Consider the following 14,610-nt stretch of genomic DNA (forward strand, 5'->3'; position numbering starts at 1 on the left):
TCCATGCTGATGCCCTCTGTCAAACCCCTCGGTGAACTCGAAAACCCGTCAGAATTCGTGGCGCGCCACATCGGCATCGGCCAGGCCGACGAGACCCACATGCTCTCGGTCATCGGCGAGGCCTCGCGCCGCGCGCTGATCGACGGCATCGTGCCGCGCAGCATCGCGCGCAGCCAGGGCATGCAGCTGCCACCGGCCGTCACCGAGGCCGCGGCGCTGGCCGAGCTCAAGGCGCTGGCGCAGAAGAACAAGGTGTTCAAGAGCTTCATCGGCCAGGGTTACCACGGCACGCTCACGCCCGGCGTGATCCTGCGCAACGTGCTGGAGAACCCCGCCTGGTACACCGCCTACACGCCCTACCAGGCCGAGATCTCGCAAGGCCGCATGGAAGCCCTGGTCAACTTCCAGACCATGGTGAGCGACCTCACCGGCATTGCCATCGCCAACGCCTCCATGCTCGACGAAGCCACCGCCGCCGCCGAGGCCATGACCCTGGCCAAACGCTCGGTGAAGAGCAAGGGCAACACCTTCATCGTCTCGGGCGACGTGCACCCGCAGATCATCGAAGTGGTGCAGACCCGCGCCAAACCCCTGGGCCTCACGGTGAAGATCGCGATGTCGGGCGAGGAATGGGCCGCCATGCTGTCGGACGGCGACTACTTCGCCGCCTTCACCCAGTACCCCGCCTCCAGCGGCTGGCTGCACGACTGGACCAAGGACGCCGCCACCGTGCACGGCAAGCAGGCCGCCTTCATCGTCGCCGCCGACCTGCTCGCGCTCACCCTGCTCAAGCCCCCGGGCGAGATGGGCGCGGACATCGTGGTCGGCACCACGCAGCGCTTCGGCATGCCCATGGGCGCGGGCGGCCCGCACGCCGGCTACATGGCCTGCCGCGACGAATTCAAGCGCTCGCTGCCGGGCCGTCTGGTCGGCGTGAGCGTGGACGTGCACGGCCAGCCCGCCTACCGCCTCGCGCTGCAGACGCGCGAGCAGCACATCCGCCGCGAAAAAGCCACCAGCAACATCTGCACCGCGCAGGTGCTGCCCGCTGTGGTTGCCAGCATGTACGCCGTGTACCACGGCCCGCAGGGCTTGAAGCGCATCGCCAACCGCGTGGCCGCCTACACCGCCATCCTTGCCAGCGGCCTGGAGCAACTCGGTCACCGCGACACCCACCACGGCGAACAAGGCGTGTTCGACACCCTCGCCCTGCACACCAAGGACCAGACCGACGCCCTCATGGCCCGCGCCGTGGCCCATGGCGCCAACCTGCGCAAGGCCTGGGGCGAGTACCTCATCGTCTCGCTCGACGAAACCACCACCCGCGACGACATCGCCCTGCTCTGGAAAATCTTCGCCAAGGACGGCCAGGCCCTGCCCGTCTTCGACACCTTCGAAAAAGGCGTGGAGCCACTCATCCCCGCCGAACTGCGCCGCACCAGCGACTTCCTCACGCACCCGGTGTTCAACACCCACCACAGCGAAACCGGCATGCTGCGCTACATCCGCGCGCTGTCCGACAAGGACCTCGCGCTCGACCGCAGCATGATCCCGCTGGGCTCCTGCACCATGAAGCTCAACGCCACCAGCGAGATGATCCCCATCACCTGGCCGGAGTTCGCCAACATGCACCCCTTCGCCCCGGCCGACCAGCTGCAGGGCTACCAGCTGCTCGACGAACAGCTGCGCGCCTGGCTCTGCCAGGCCACCGGTTACGCCGGCATCAGCCTGCAGCCCAACGCCGGCTCGCAGGGCGAATACGCCGGCCTGCTGGTGATCCAGGCCTACCACGCCTCGCGCGGTGAAAGCCACCGCAACATCTGCCTCATCCCCAGCAGCGCGCACGGCACCAACCCCGCCAGCGCGCAGATGGTGGGCATGCAGGTCGTCGTCACCAAGTGCGACGACAACGGCAACGTGGACATGGCCGACCTCCAGGCCAAGTGCGAACAGCACAGCGCCCACCTCGCCGCCGTGATGATCACCTACCCCAGCACCCACGGCGTGTTCGAGACCACCGTGAAGGAACTCTGCGCGCTGGTGCACCAGCACGGCGGGCGCGTCTACGTGGACGGCGCCAACATGAACGCCCTGGTGGGCGTGGCCGCGCCGGGTGAATTCGGCGGCGACGTGAGCCACCTCAACCTGCACAAGACCTTCTGCATTCCTCATGGCGGCGGCGGCCCCGGCGTGGGCCCGGTCTGCGTGGTGGAAGACCTCGTGCCCTTCCTGCCCGGCCATGCGGCGGGTGGTCTGCCGGTCAACGGCGTGGGCGCCATCAGCGCCGCGCCGCTGGGCAACGCCGCCGTGCTGCCGATCAGCTGGATGTACATCCGCATGATGGGCGCGGAGGGTTTGCAGCATGCCACCGAAGCCGCCATCCTCGCGGCCAACTACATCAGCAAGCGCCTGGCGCCGCACTACCCCACGCTGTACGCGAGTGCCAACGGCCACGTGGCGCACGAATGCATCCTGGACCTGCGGCCCTTGAAGGACACCAGCGGCGTGATGGCCGAAGACGTGGCCAAGCGCCTGATGGACTACGGCTTCCACGCGCCCACGCTGTCGTTCCCGGTCGCCAACACGCTGATGGTGGAACCCACCGAAAGCGAGACGCTGGACGAGCTGGACCGTTTCATAGACGCGATGATCGCCATCCGCGACGAGATCCGTCAGGTAGAGAACGGCGTCTGGCCGCAGGACGACAACCCGCTCAAGAACGCGCCGCACACCGCGCCCAGCCTCATGAAGGCCGACTGGCCACACCCCTATGCGCGCGACGTGGGCGCCGCCAGCGCCTCCACCCGGGCCCACGCCAAATACTGGCCGCCCGTGGGCCGCGTGGACAACGTGTACGGGGACCGCAACCTGTTCTGCAGCTGCGTGCCCCTGTCTGACTACGCTTGATGAAGTCCTGATCCCTCGCCTGCTGGGTGGGCGAGGTCGGGCACACCAACGGTGGTGCGCCTGCGTTGTTTCGCAGGACGGTGGCGGCGTCCGAATGCGCAGGCCCCCATTCGCGGTTGCCACAGAGGCTGCGCGCCGGCCAAGGCGTTGACGAAGGGGTGGTGGCGGACCCGGGCAGCCGCCCGCGAGCAGGGCCGGAGCAGTCGGATCCCGCCACCGGCCTGCCGCGAGGTGCAGGCCGGAAGCGAACCCAACAAACCCCGCCAAAACGAAAAAGAGGCCCCAAGCCTTAACATCGTCGCCACGCCCGAAAAAGCCATGACCACCCACGCCCCGCGCGTGCTGAGCCTCATCCCCCCGATGACCCAGCTCAACACGCCCTACCCCTCCACCGCCTACATCACCGGCTTCCTCCGCTCGCGCGGCGTCGACGCCGTGCAAGCCGACCTCGCCCTCGCGCTCGTCCTCAAACTCTTCACCCCCGCCGGCCTCGAAGCCGTGCGCGGCAAAGCACTCGCCCAACCCGAAGCCGATCGCAGCGGCAGCGTGCACGCCTTCCTCGACCAATTCGACCGCTACCGCGGCACCATCGGCCCCGTCATCGCCTACCTGCAAGGCCGCGACTCCACCCTCGCCCACCGCATCGCCGCGCGCGAACTCCTGCCCGAAGGCCCCCGCTTCAGCGCGCTCGAGGTCTACGTGGACGCCGCCCTCAGCGAAGAAGGCGGCGACCCCCTGGCCTGGGCCTTCGGCGCCCTCGGCGTGCAAGACAAAGCCCGCCACATCGCCACCCTCTACCTCAACGACCTCGCCGACGTGCTGCGCGACGCCGTGGACGAACGCTTCGCCTTCGTGCGCTACGCCGAATCCCTCGCCAGCAGCCAGCCCAGCTTCGAGCCCATGGCCGCCGCGCTCGCCGCGCCCTTCACCCTGGTCGACGAGGTGCTGCACACCCTCACCCTCGCCACCCTGGCCCAGCACAAGCCCGACGTGGTGCTGCTCTCCGTGCCCTTCCCCGGCGCGCTCTACGCCGCGCTGCGCATCGCGCAGACCATCAAGGGCCAGAACCCGCACATCACCATCGCCCTGGGCGGCGGCTTCGTCAACACCGAACTGCGCGAACTCGCCGAGCCCCGCCTGTTCGACTTCGTCGACTACGTCACCCTCGACGCCGGCGAACGCCCCCTGCTCGCGCTGCTGGAATTCCTGGACCGCAAGCGCTCCCGGCAGCGCCTGGTGCGCACCTTCGTGCGCGAGACCAGCGAAGCCGGCACGGCCACGGTGAAGTACATCAACTTCGGCGAACCCGAGGTGGCCTTCGAAGACGTGGGCACCCCCACCTGGGACGGCCTGCCGCTCGACCGCTACCTGAGCCTGCTCGACATGCTCAACCCCATGCACCGGCTGTGGAGCGATGGGCGCTGGAACAAACTCACCGTGGCCCACGGCTGCTACTGGAAGAAGTGCAGCTTCTGCGACGTGAGCCTGGACTACATCAGCCGCTACGAAACCGCGTCCGCCACCACCCTGGCCGACCGCATCGAAGCCATCGTCAACGAAACCGGGCAGACCGGCTTCCACTTCGTGGACGAGGCCGCGCCGCCCAAGGCCCTGAAAGCCCTGGCCGACGAGCTGCTGCGCCGGCAACTGCCCGTCTCGTGGTGGGGCAACATCCGCTTCGAAAAAACCTTCAGCCCCGAACTCTGCCAACTGCTCGCCGACAGCGGCTGCATCGCCATGAGCGGCGGGCTCGAAGTGGCGCAGCGACCGGCTGCTCACCCTCATGAAAAAAGGCGTGTCCGTCGAGCAGGTCGCGCGCGTCACCAAGGGGTTTTCAGACGCGGGCATCCTCGTGCACGCCTACCTCATGTACGGCTTTCCCACGCAGACCGTGCAGGACACCGTGGACTCGCTCGAGTACGTGCGCCAGCTGTTCGAGAACGGCTGCATCCAGAGCGGCTTCTTCCACCGCTTCTCGTGCACCGTGCACTCCCCCGTGGGGCTGGACCCGGCCGCGTATGGCATCGAACTGGTGCCGCTGCCCGAAGTGACCTTCGCCAAGAACGACATCGGCTTCATCGACCCCACCGGCGTGGACCACGACGCGCTCGGCATCGGCCTGCGCAAGGCGATCTACAACTACATGCACGGCATCGGGCTGGACGAAGACGTGCGCGCCTGGTTCAGCCACCTGCACGACCCGGTGCCCAGGACGCGGGTGAAGCGGCACTTCATCGAACGGGCGCTGGACAAACGGGAAAGGGCTTGATCGCGGCGGTCGCCTTCGTGGACTACCAACGCAGCCAACGCCACCCGGCCAGCGCGCCCAACAACGCGCACGCCGCCATACCCAGCACGTACCAGACGGCGAGAAAGGGTGCCTGCATCTCAGGGCAATGCAGGGCATACACCGCGGCACCCACCGCGCCCGCCAGCCAACCCGCCGCGGCCCCCGTCAGCAAGGGGCGCGTGGGCGCCAGACCCCTCAGGGCCCAGAACAGCGCGACCCCCACCGGCAAGGCCGTGGCCATCACGTTGAACACGCAGTAGCGCCAGGTCTCGCCCAGCACCAGCGCCGCCCGCGTGCCGGGAGCCGCCTGCGCCAGCACCAGCATCGCCCAGGCCCACAACAACGCCACGGGCAGCCACAGCCCCCACGCCCAGCCGCGCACGCGCGCGCCCGGGTGGCCCAGCAGGAACACCACCACCAGGCCACTGACCGCCACGGCCAGCGGCATCGCCAGCTTGACCCCGAACGCCGGCGTGGCCCAGACCTCGCCCAGGTCGCTGCGCACGCCGTACATCAGGTGCACCCAGGCCAGCGCACACACCAGCCCCAGACCCAGCGCGAGCGCAAAACGGCGCTCACCCGCATGCCGGGGCACAGGGGTGGCGCCGGTGGCCAGGAGATTCATCAGATCGTCGGTTTTCATGATTGTCCTTTCCATTGGCGCGCCAGCGCCTTGATGCCCCGGTGCACCCCCACTTTGACGGCGGACTCACTCATGCCCGTGAGCCGGGCCGCCTCGGCGACCGACAGGCCATCGAGCTTGGTGTGCTGGATGGGCAACCGCTGGTGATCCGGCAATTGCTCGAGCAAGCGGCCCAGATCGCGCCGCGCCTCACCCGCCTCGCTGTCTGACTGCGCAAACACGTCCAGCTCATCGTCCAGGGGATCGTTGAACGCCTCGTGGCGGGCGCGCCGTCGCCACAAATCCACCAGCTTGTAGCGGGCCAGTGCATGCACCCACGCCGTCAGCGGCTCGCCCCGGCGGTAGGTCTGGCGCTGGGCGTGCACGGCCATCAAGGTCTCCTGCACCAGGTCTTCCACCTCGTCCGGCAGCTGCTGCAGGCGGCGCCGGAAATAGCCGCGCAGCAACGCCGCCAGGCGCTGCAGGAAACGGTGGTAGGCGGCGCCATCGCCGTCCAGCCCCGCCACAAAGAGTCCGTGCAATTCGTGTTCTGTCGCGGTCACGTCAGCTATTCGTGTCATGGCGCGAAAAGGTTACAGACAGGCCGAAATAAAAAAGCCGATCGATTCTGCGGCGGGCCTGTAACCAGCGCAGCGGCGGCGACGAAATAGCCATCGGTACGCACCAACTGGTTGGCGCGGCCCTACACAAAGGAGCCTTTCATGAACACCTCGCAACTGACCCTCACCCTGGCCACGCTGGCCGCCCTCACCACCGGCGCCGCGCTCGCGCAGTCCAACATGCCCGACACCAAGAACGCCGCCAGCGCCAAGGAACGCTGCTATGGCGTGGCGATGGCCGGCAAGAACGATTGCGCGGCCGGCCCCGGCACCACGTGTGCGGGCACCTCCAAGATGGACTACCAGGGGAACGCCTGGAAGTATGTGCCTGCCGGCACCTGCGTGGGCATCAAGACGCCCACCGGCATGGGGGCGCTGCAACCCGTCAAGGGCTGAACACCCATGGACCTGAGCGCCGGTCTCGGCCTCAAGCCCGAGCACGTCGATGCCGCCTGCAGCACGCGGGCAGCGGGCCTGTGGTTCGAAGTGCATGCCGAAAACCACCTGGTGGACGGCGGCCCGCGCCTGGCATGGCTGGAGGCCGTGCGCGCGCACCACCCGGTGGCGCTGCACGGCGTCTCGCTCTCGCTGGCTGCGCCACGAGCCGCCCGACAGCGGCCACCTGTCGCGGCTGGCGGCACTGGTGCGCCGGCTGCAGCCGGCGCTGGTGTCCGAACACCTCGCCTGGAGCAGGCTGGGGGCCCACTACGCGCCCGACCTGCTGCCCTTCGTGCGCACCCACGAAGCGCTGCGCCAGACGGCTGCGAACATCGGGCGGGTGCAGGACGCCCTGCAGCGCCGCATCGCGATCGAGAACCCATCCCACTACCTGCACCTGAAAGGCCACGACTGGGACGAGCCCGACTTCCTGCTGGAGCTGGTGCGCCGCACCGGCTGTGGCTTGCTGGTGGACGTGAACAACCTCTTCGTCTCGGCGCACAACATCGGCACCGACCCGCTGGACGCGCTGGACCGCCTGCCGGCCGACGCCGTGATGGAAATTCACCTCGCCGGCCACCACGAAGACCCGGCGCTCGGCGCAGGCCTGCTCATCGACGGCCACGACGCGCCCGTGGCCGAACCGGTGTGGCGGCTCCATGAACACCTCATCGAACGCATCGGCCCCAGGCCCACGCTGATCGAGCGCGACGGCAACCTGCCCGCCTTCGACGTGCTGATGGCCGAGCGCGACCGCGCCCATGCCCAACTGAGCCGGTTCGGCGAGGTGATGGCATGAACCACGCCGACTTTCAGACCGCGTTCTGGCACGACCTGTGGTCGAGCGATGAGCCCGCTTCACCCGCGCTGGCCCGCCAGCCCGGCTTCATGGTCTACCGCAACACCGTGCTCAAAGCCTGCGTGGACAGCCTGCTCGCGCTCCACCCCGCCGTGCGCCAGCTGACCGGCGACAACTGGCTGGCCGCCGTGGCGCTGGCGCACGCGCGCGAACACCCGCCGCAGGCCGGTTGCCTCGCGAGCTATGGCGAAGACTTTCCGCAGCACCTGGCGCGCGCGCTCCCCGCAGGCGAATGGCCCTGGCTGCCCGAGGTGGCGCGGCTCGACGCATTGTGGAACCAGTGCCACACGGCCGCCGACGCGCCCACGCTGCCGCCTGCGGCACTGACGGCGCTGGACGCCACCACCCTGCCCCGCAGCGTGCTCGTGCCCCACCCCGCCGCGCGCTGGCACGTGTGCACCGAATGGCCCGCTCTGAGCCTCTGGCGCGCCGCACGCGAAGCCCTGCCCGACCCCAACCCACCCCACTGGCACGGCCAGCACACGCTGCTCACACGGCCCCAGGGCACGGTGCTGGCCCACGAGATCGGCCTGGGCGCCTGCGCGCTGCTCGACGCCTGCGCCCAGGGCCAACCCATCCCCGACGCTGCCGCCCGTGCCCTGGCGGCCGAACCCGGCCTGGACCTCGCCGCCACGCTGGGCCAGCTCATCACCCACGGCGCCTTCACGGCGGTTGCACCATGAACACCCTTGCACGCACGACCCACGCCACCGAAACCATTCGCCTCTGGCTTGAGCGCTGGATCTCGCACGACCTCATCGCCCTGGCCAGCCGCCTCAGCATCGCCGGCATCTTCTGGCTCTCTGGCCGCACCAAGGTCGAAGGCTGGTTCAGCCTCACCGACACCACCTTCCTGCTGTTCAGGGAAGACTACGCACTGCCCCTGATTCCCCCGGAGTGGGCGGCCTACCTCGCCACCAGCGCCGAACACCTGTTCCCCGTCCTGCTCGTGCTCGGCTTGCGCAGCCCGGCTGTCGGCCGCCGCGCTGTTGGGCATGACGGCCGTGATCCAGTTTCTGGTGTATCCAGCCGCCTGGCCCACCCACCTGACCTGGGCCGTGCCGCTGCTCTATCTGCTCGGAAGGGGCGCGGGGCGCTGGTCGCTGGATGCGCTGCTGCTGCACCGAGAGGGTGGATGAAGAGCCGGGGCATTCCGCCCGTTAGGGCGTTGTGCCGGCAGACTTCACCTCGGAAAGCTTGCAGCCCTTCTTGAGAAACAGATCGGTCAGGTGCTCGCTGCGCGCCTGCGCCAGCTCGCGGGCCTGCTCCGCGTTCACCAGGCGGGTCTGCACCTGCATCATCTTCTCCACGCTGTCCTGCATGCTCGCGCGGCGGGCGTCGGCGGCGGCCTGCATGGCGAAGCTCTGGATCTGACCACCACCCGGAATCAGGCTGAGCAGGCTGCTGCCCACCGACGACCCCACGCCACCGCCGCCCATGCCGCTGGCCTGCTTCATCATCTCGTTCTGGCTGGCCATCATGGCCGCCTGCGCCTGCTCGGCCTCGGCCCCCCGTTCCTGGCTGGTTTTTTCCAGCACCTGGGTTTCCGCATAAATCTGCGCGCAGCTGAGTTCGCCATCGCCCAGCTTCTTCACGTTTCGCGGCATCGGCATCATGGCCCCCGCGCCCATCGGCATCGGTGGCAGGCCCGCGACATCGTCGGGCTGATCGGCCAGGGCGGCGGCCCGCGCCGCCCCTATCTGCGATGCCACTTGCGCGCACACCGCCCAAGGCGCCAGCGCCAGCAAGCCATACAGGGACAGACGCGTGATCGCAGCGGCGGACGGCATGAGGATCTCTCTTTTCGGTTGAACGTGCGGGCGGCTGAAAAGCCCGGCGGGAATTTTCCGGCGCCCCGCGCGCGGCGTAAAGTGACGCGGGTCATATTCACGCAGGCCGGCGAGATGTTCTGTGACGCTTCAGCCGATGGCAGGTTGTCGAAATGGCGCGAGCTGAACCGTCGTACTGAGGCGGGCGGGTGGCTGCCCCGATCAATCCAAGGAGATCAAGATGCGATTCATAGTGATGGTGAAAGCAACGAAAGACAGCGAAGCCGGCGTGATGCCCACGCAAGAGGAATTCGCCGAGATGGGCGCGTTCAACGAGGCGCTGGTCAAGGCGGGCGTCATGGAGGCAGGTGAAGGCCTCCACCCCAGCGCTCGCGGCGCCCGGGTCGCGTTCTCGGGCAAGGAGCGGCAGGTGATTGACGGGCCGTTCCCGGAGACCAAAGAGCTGGTCGCCGGCTTCTGGATCTGGAACTGCGGCTCGCTGCAGGACGCGATCGAGTGGGTGAAAAAGTGCCCCAACCCCATGCGCACCGATTCCGAAATCGAGATCCGGCAAATCTTCTCGGCCGAGGATTTTGGCGACGCCCTGACACCCGAACTGCGTGAGCAGGAAGAGCGGCTGCGCAAAGAGGTTCAGTCGCGGGCCGGTTGATCCGTTGCCAGGCGGCCGCGTTGAGGTGGTGCATCTCGCACAATGTGGGCCCGCACAACTCTGGCCGCCGTTGAACGTGAAGCGCCGCAACGCGGGCCCGGAATGCGCCAAGCCCATCACCAGCACGACGTATGGATCAGTGCGGGGAGTCAACGTGATGCCCGGCGTGCCCTATCGGCACGGGCAGCGTGGTGACGCGGGATATTCCGGCGAATGAGTGACTTGCCGGAGGATCCGGTCGATTGCGAGCTGAATGAAGAAGGCGATGGTGACATCAGCTAGGCCGCGCCGAAAGTCTGTGTCGGCTCATTGGTATAGGAGGAATGGGGCGCGCCAACTATGCGGAAACGGCGCCCCGAACATCACTCCTACAGGTCTCTTGAACGAGAGTCGTTCGAATCGAATACTCCACTTTTTCGTTGCTCGCGGCGAATCTCCTCAGCTCTCAACCCGCTATCGAGGAAATACAGCAACGACATTCCTCCTCCCGAGCCTCCGCCGAATCGGAGCGCCCCGTCGAAGAACGTAGTCGAATCTAAGTAGTGAAGTGACAACACATTCAGGACCCTCGACAGGCTGCCCAAAGCGGTATGCATTTGCAACCGAGATGCAGATTTCAACGGTTCTCCACCTCGCTTCAATGCAAGGTCGAGATCACGATGCGCAAGGCGGCGATTTCTCCAGTCCCTACAAAAATCAGAAGCCTCCAAAGCATCCGCCACGGCTCCAGAAACGGATGCTTTCAGAACGTCATCCCTGGTCGCTTCTTCGAGCGCCCGTATAGAGAGATTCGTCTTTCCCATTGATTTGGCCGGGTCGGTCAACCTAGCGATGTGAAGGATTACGCTTTCCCATAGGGTGTCCTGCATCAAACGTGTGAGCGCAGGCGCTGCCTCGTTGAGGAGCACTACACGTGACTCTTTGGTTCCGAACAATGTGACGTACTCAGCCCATGCTCGATACAGCCATGCGAGCTCCTGCCAAAGTTGGGAATAAATTGATCCCAACTCCTCACCCATCACATCCACATTTCGAAGCCTAGCTTCTTCTGCAGTCAACTGGTTTGACGCCATATGAACAAGTAACAGCTACCGAAAGATGGGGGCGCCACTTCAAGCGATCGACAACTGCTCACGGCCTCCGCTGCAATTACTGAGGATCCTTGAGCAGTTCCCAAGCCTCCACACCCAACGCATCAGCCAAGCGTTCGATGTTGCTCAAAGACACATTCCATACGCTGCGCTCAACAGCTGAGACATAAGTCCTGTCCAGCTCGCACATATGGGCCAGCGCTTCCTGCGACCAGCCTTTCTCGGCCCTGAGCGTGCGCACATGCCACGCAAGTGTTCCTCGCAGGTCGCCCTTCGCAGGCTTTTTTTTCGGTGGAGTGGGTTTGGCAGACACCACGCGAGGATGGCAAACTGCTACATTTGCATCCACGGAGTTTGCATCTCATATGAGAAGCATCCCAAGCAAAGCGTCCATACGATTAATCACCCCGGGAGGAGCATGAAATCGCCCAGAAAAACAGCCAAGCACACGTCCGGTGAACCGCCTATCGAAGAGCGCGTTGTCTCCCTTGCTCCTCACATCCTCCTGCTGGCTCAACAAGCCACGGAGCAGCTCACAGAGTTGTCCTTGACCGTGGACGCAGGCATCTCGCTGGACACTGCCGTGGAGCCCGAGAGTGCGGAAGACGCGCTGGAAACCTTCGCGCCGGCCGAACAGATCGCCGTGATGCGCCGCTCCATCAAGGCCGAAATGCGGCGGCAGGTGAGAGCGCTGGGCTATTCCATTGAGGCTATCTGCACCTGCGCCACCGAGTTGAAGCTTCGGCGATAGCCCGTCAGCCAGGCACCCTCCACCGTCAAAGCGCGGCACCTAGATTGCGCATGTGTTGACGCCAACGGGCTGAATGCTCCCCCAATTTGAGGATTGCGGCCGGGGCAGCAGCAGCCTAGAGTACGTAACAGACCGTTACTTCGACACGGAGGGCAGACACCCATGAAGCTGTTTGACTATCTCATCAATGCGGCAGTGATTGCGGTGGTAATAGGCCTTCTGGCTTGGTGGTACCGAGGCCAGATCAGGGATGAGGTGCTGAAGGGAATTCAAGGCGAACTCACCAATCTTGAGAACCGGCTGACCAACAAAAACAAGCAAGACATCGCAGACGTCGAGCAAAAGTCGGTGAACCGCATCGTGCTCTGGAAGGCTGCGCAGGACGGTGTATTCGCGGAGCATGCCCCCCTCATCAAGACGGCGTGTCAATCTCAGGCGGCCACCTTGAAGAACTGCATCGCGGCCACGAACGCGCGGGACCAGAAACTCCACCAGCTTTCCCCAACAACCGTCGTTGCCGCCCGCTGAGGTGCCCATGAAACCACCCATTTCTTCCAGAGCGACCGCCTTGGTCATGATCTTCGCGGCCATCATGGCGGCGGGGTGCAATACCTTGATGGTGCCTGTGGCCATGTCCTGCCCGGTGCCCAGCGAATACCTCAAGGCGTGTGATGACTACACCGCACTCACATCCAAGGAGCGGACCAATGCGCTGGCCAAGGCCGGAGACGAGGGGGTGCTGGCCTTACACCTCACGCACGACCACTACTACCTTGGCTTGTCCGATTCCAGCCGGATGTGCGGCGAGCGCCATCTGGCGCTGTCCAAGATGGTGGCCGCCTGCAACCAGAATGCGGAGGACATGCGCCCCAAAATCCACAAGGTCATCAGTACCAATTGAGGTGCCCGTTCCTGGGAAACACAGCGCATCATGTTCATACGTTCACGGGAGATTGGATGATGTCGCTCCTGCACTGCACTGTCAGTCAGACGCTATCTGGTCGAGCGCAATGGACGTGCCTGGGCGCATTCGCCTTGGGGTTGGCGTTCATTGCCGAGGTCGCCTCAGCCAATGGACCACAGTGCAACACGCGAAGTGGTTTTGTCGCCAATCAGCCAGAAGAAAATCCTCTAAACGCGGCGGCGGAAGAAGTTGAATCAACTCAGCCAGTAGCACGGGTGGCGAGCCCGTCAGAGCCCCGCCAGAAGGAGACCATTCCGGTTCATCTGTCTCAGCTGGAAGGTCTTCTTGGTTTTCCCGGCCGGTACACCAATGGCGTTCCGGTGCTGGGTCTGAGGCTGGAGAACTACCCTGCGTTTGATCCGCTCAAGAACTGCAACCGCGTGGCGGTGGTGATGGTCAAACCGCGCATCGATCCTATAGGGCCCTCGCGCTGGCGCGCCTCGGTCGAGGACGGTCGTTTTGCCATCGAATTCGGTGAGGAGTTGGACAACAGGGCGCTCGTGCAGGATCCTGACGCTTCAAACCGGTTCTTTTGGGTGTTTCCGGGCAAGTTCGGACGCAAAGATCTGTCCGGCGCACCGTGGAACCTGACTCAAGCCTACGACGCGGCCTTTCGCCGAGAGGCTGCAGGGTCACCCAAACGCCGATGGATCGCCGAGGCGTATTTGAGCTTGGCGCTTCGCACGTACCGCATGCGGCAACTGGTGGCGGATTTCCCAGAAGGCGGTACGCCGCTGCGCACCGAGCTGCACCAGCGGCTGAGTGCATTGACCTCCAACGGATGCGCCAATGGAGACAAGCACCTGATCTGTGCGGCCACCGACCTGATCGAGATGAATGAAGCGGCATCCATCGGGACGGGGCTGTCTCCCGACGCGTTTCGCACAGGCGATGCGCTGTTGCAGAACTCGGGCATCAGCACGGGCTTGCGACAACTCGATTTCGCATCAACCAATGTCCAGGCGGCCCAAGTCGGCCCGAAGCTCAGCCCCACGCTGTTCGCTACGAAGCGAACGCGGGGTTACCTGAGACCTATCCGGTTGTGGGAGGTGGAAACGCTCCACGCTTGGTACAACACAACCGGGCGGCAAGCCAACCTTGAACTGTCTCGACAGGCGTCCAAAGACCTCCTGCTGCAATCGCATGTGGACTTCATTTCGGGCGCGGTGAACGACTGGAAAAAGCGCATTGACAAGCGGTATCCGCTTTGGACGGAAGCGGAACGCGTGTTCTTGACGCTTGTGAGCATCGACATGGAGAACGTGACCGGCTTCAGCTTGGTATTGCCCAGTGACGCTGCTGCGCCGTGTGAGGTGTTGCAACATAGCTCGAAGGCCGGACGATCGAATTGGTCGGTCACGAAAAGCCAGGCACGCCGGGTAAAGAATGCCGCGACGATCACCTCCAAGCGTTTCGCGGCAGTGTCAGGTCTGTCGTGCTTAGCGGCTTGACTGACCCGACCTCCACGGGCTTTGCGTTCTAAACCCGGAGCATGCTCGCATGGCAACCATCCGCCTTCGTCTGAAATCCCCCTTGGCGTTGCTGTGCATCCTCGTCGGGCTATCGCTCCCGGCCTTCGGGGCGGCGGACGAACGGGGACCGAAGATGTTCGAGAACTGGCGGGCTGCG

General features: G+C 65.4%; 13 protein-coding genes and 3 pseudogenes. 11 read left to right on the plus strand and 5 right to left on the minus strand.

Annotation, left to right across the window (positions count from 1 at the left end; translation table 11 throughout):
* Window positions 1–3 precede the first annotated feature (3 nt).
* Window positions 4–2,907 (plus strand): aminomethyl-transferring glycine dehydrogenase, encoded by a 2,904-nt coding sequence (gcvP, locus tag ACFJGX_RS20905; protein ID WP_382326978.1) that lies wholly within the window; start codon window positions 4–6, stop codon window positions 2,905–2,907.
* A gap of 318 nt (window positions 2,908–3,225) precedes the next feature.
* Window positions 3,226–5,176: pseudogene (locus ACFJGX_RS20910) on the plus strand (B12-binding domain-containing radical SAM protein).
* 22 nt (window positions 5,177–5,198) lie between these two features.
* On the opposite strand, the gene ACFJGX_RS20915 reads toward ACFJGX_RS20910, so the two are convergent.
* The gene (locus tag ACFJGX_RS20915) at window positions 5,199–5,840 is read right to left on the minus strand and encodes an NrsF family protein (RefSeq protein ID WP_382324012.1); all 642 of its coding nucleotides are present in this window, start codon (window positions 5,838–5,840) and stop codon (window positions 5,199–5,201) included.
* Window positions 5,837–6,400: a sigma-70 family RNA polymerase sigma factor gene (locus ACFJGX_RS20920; protein ID WP_382324010.1), complete on the minus strand. Its 564-nt coding sequence runs from the start codon at window positions 6,398–6,400 to the stop codon at window positions 5,837–5,839. Before ACFJGX_RS20920 ends, ACFJGX_RS20915 begins: the two co-directional genes overlap by 4 nt.
* Before the next feature lie 141 nt (window positions 6,401–6,541).
* Between ACFJGX_RS20920 and ACFJGX_RS20925 the strand changes: the two genes are divergently transcribed.
* The 4 genes and pseudogenes from ACFJGX_RS20925 to ACFJGX_RS20940 all read left to right on the plus strand — a co-directional run bounded on the left by ACFJGX_RS20925 (window position 6,542) and on the right by ACFJGX_RS20940 (window position 8,875).
* Window positions 6,542–6,835, plus strand: a complete 294-nt coding sequence (locus ACFJGX_RS20925; RefSeq protein WP_382158976.1) for a DUF2282 domain-containing protein — start codon at window positions 6,542–6,544, stop codon at window positions 6,833–6,835.
* Between the two features lie 6 nt (window positions 6,836–6,841).
* Window positions 6,842–7,676: pseudogene (locus tag ACFJGX_RS20930) on the plus strand (DUF692 domain-containing protein).
* Window positions 7,673–8,419, plus strand: a complete 747-nt coding sequence (locus ACFJGX_RS20935) for a putative DNA-binding domain-containing protein (RefSeq protein ID WP_382324008.1) — start codon at window positions 7,673–7,675, stop codon at window positions 8,417–8,419. The pseudogene ACFJGX_RS20930 and the gene ACFJGX_RS20935 overlap by 4 nt, the downstream one beginning before the upstream one ends.
* Window positions 8,416–8,875: pseudogene (locus tag ACFJGX_RS20940) on the plus strand (DoxX family protein). The gene ACFJGX_RS20935 and the pseudogene ACFJGX_RS20940 overlap by 4 nt, the downstream one beginning before the upstream one ends.
* A gap of 21 nt (window positions 8,876–8,896) precedes the next feature.
* Here ACFJGX_RS20940 and ACFJGX_RS20945 read toward each other — a convergent pair.
* Entirely contained in the window at window positions 8,897–9,526 is a 630-nt protein-coding gene (locus ACFJGX_RS20945) for a hypothetical protein (RefSeq protein WP_382324004.1), read from the minus strand.
* Between the two features lie 220 nt (window positions 9,527–9,746).
* Here ACFJGX_RS20945 and ACFJGX_RS20950 point away from each other — a divergent pair, with 220 nt between their 5' ends.
* Complete coding sequence (locus ACFJGX_RS20950; RefSeq protein ID WP_382324002.1) at window positions 9,747–10,175, plus strand: YciI family protein; 429 nt, start codon at window positions 9,747–9,749, stop codon at window positions 10,173–10,175.
* A gap of 368 nt (window positions 10,176–10,543) precedes the next feature.
* Here the strand turns inward: ACFJGX_RS20950 and ACFJGX_RS20955 are convergent, their stop codons facing one another.
* Both ACFJGX_RS20955 and ACFJGX_RS20960 read right to left on the minus strand, forming a co-directional pair.
* On the minus strand, window positions 10,544–11,248 hold the full coding sequence (locus ACFJGX_RS20955) for a hypothetical protein (RefSeq protein WP_382326980.1): 705 nt from the start codon (window positions 11,246–11,248) through the stop codon (window positions 10,544–10,546).
* 76 nt (window positions 11,249–11,324) lie between these two features.
* Complete coding sequence (locus ACFJGX_RS20960) at window positions 11,325–11,579, minus strand: helix-turn-helix domain-containing protein (protein WP_382323998.1); 255 nt, start codon at window positions 11,577–11,579, stop codon at window positions 11,325–11,327.
* 105 nt (window positions 11,580–11,684) lie between these two features.
* Between ACFJGX_RS20960 and ACFJGX_RS20965 the strand changes: the two genes are divergently transcribed.
* The 4 genes from ACFJGX_RS20965 to ACFJGX_RS20980 all read left to right on the plus strand — a co-directional run bounded on the left by ACFJGX_RS20965 (window position 11,685) and on the right by ACFJGX_RS20980 (window position 14,432).
* Window positions 11,685–12,017 (plus strand): hypothetical protein, encoded by a 333-nt coding sequence (locus ACFJGX_RS20965; protein ID WP_382323997.1) that lies wholly within the window; start codon window positions 11,685–11,687, stop codon window positions 12,015–12,017.
* Between the two features lie 162 nt (window positions 12,018–12,179).
* Window positions 12,180–12,545, plus strand: a complete 366-nt coding sequence (locus ACFJGX_RS20970; RefSeq protein ID WP_382323995.1) for a hypothetical protein — start codon at window positions 12,180–12,182, stop codon at window positions 12,543–12,545.
* A 7-nt stretch (window positions 12,546–12,552) separates the two neighbouring features.
* Window positions 12,553–12,918, plus strand: coding sequence for a hypothetical protein (locus tag ACFJGX_RS20975; RefSeq protein ID WP_382323993.1), 366 nt, complete (start codon window positions 12,553–12,555; stop codon window positions 12,916–12,918).
* Between the two features lie 56 nt (window positions 12,919–12,974).
* Window positions 12,975–14,432, plus strand: coding sequence for a hypothetical protein (locus ACFJGX_RS20980; RefSeq protein WP_382323991.1), 1,458 nt, complete (start codon window positions 12,975–12,977; stop codon window positions 14,430–14,432).
* The last annotated feature ends 178 nt before the right edge of the window (window positions 14,433–14,610 follow it).

It is taken from the genome of Hydrogenophaga sp. UC242_50 (assembly GCF_042697355.1).
Taxonomy (GTDB): domain Bacteria; phylum Pseudomonadota; class Gammaproteobacteria; order Burkholderiales; family Burkholderiaceae_C; genus Hydrogenophaga.

Excerpts from the sequence above, each read along its gene's own strand:
- gcvP (WP_382326978.1), top strand. The coding sequence starts at position 4 with ATGCTGATGCCCTCTGTCAAACCCCTCGGTGAACTCGAAAACCCGTCA.
- ACFJGX_RS20915 (WP_382324012.1), bottom strand. The coding sequence starts at position 5,840 with ATGAAAACCGACGATCTGATGAATCTCCTGGCCACCGGCGCCACCCCT.
- ACFJGX_RS20920 (WP_382324010.1), bottom strand. The coding sequence starts at position 6,400 with ATGACACGAATAGCTGACGTGACCGCGACAGAACACGAATTGCACGGA.
- ACFJGX_RS20925 (WP_382158976.1), top strand. The coding sequence starts at position 6,542 with ATGAACACCTCGCAACTGACCCTCACCCTGGCCACGCTGGCCGCCCTC.
- ACFJGX_RS20935 (WP_382324008.1), top strand. The coding sequence starts at position 7,673 with ATGAACCACGCCGACTTTCAGACCGCGTTCTGGCACGACCTGTGGTCG.
- ACFJGX_RS20945 (WP_382324004.1), bottom strand. The coding sequence starts at position 9,526 with ATGCCGTCCGCCGCTGCGATCACGCGTCTGTCCCTGTATGGCTTGCTG.
- ACFJGX_RS20950 (WP_382324002.1), top strand. The coding sequence starts at position 9,747 with ATGCGATTCATAGTGATGGTGAAAGCAACGAAAGACAGCGAAGCCGGC.
- ACFJGX_RS20955 (WP_382326980.1), bottom strand. The coding sequence starts at position 11,248 with ATGGCGTCAAACCAGTTGACTGCAGAAGAAGCTAGGCTTCGAAATGTG.
- ACFJGX_RS20965 (WP_382323997.1), top strand. The coding sequence starts at position 11,685 with ATGAAATCGCCCAGAAAAACAGCCAAGCACACGTCCGGTGAACCGCCT.
- ACFJGX_RS20970 (WP_382323995.1), top strand. The coding sequence starts at position 12,180 with ATGAAGCTGTTTGACTATCTCATCAATGCGGCAGTGATTGCGGTGGTA.
- ACFJGX_RS20975 (WP_382323993.1), top strand. The coding sequence starts at position 12,553 with ATGAAACCACCCATTTCTTCCAGAGCGACCGCCTTGGTCATGATCTTC.
- ACFJGX_RS20980 (WP_382323991.1), top strand. The coding sequence starts at position 12,975 with ATGATGTCGCTCCTGCACTGCACTGTCAGTCAGACGCTATCTGGTCGA.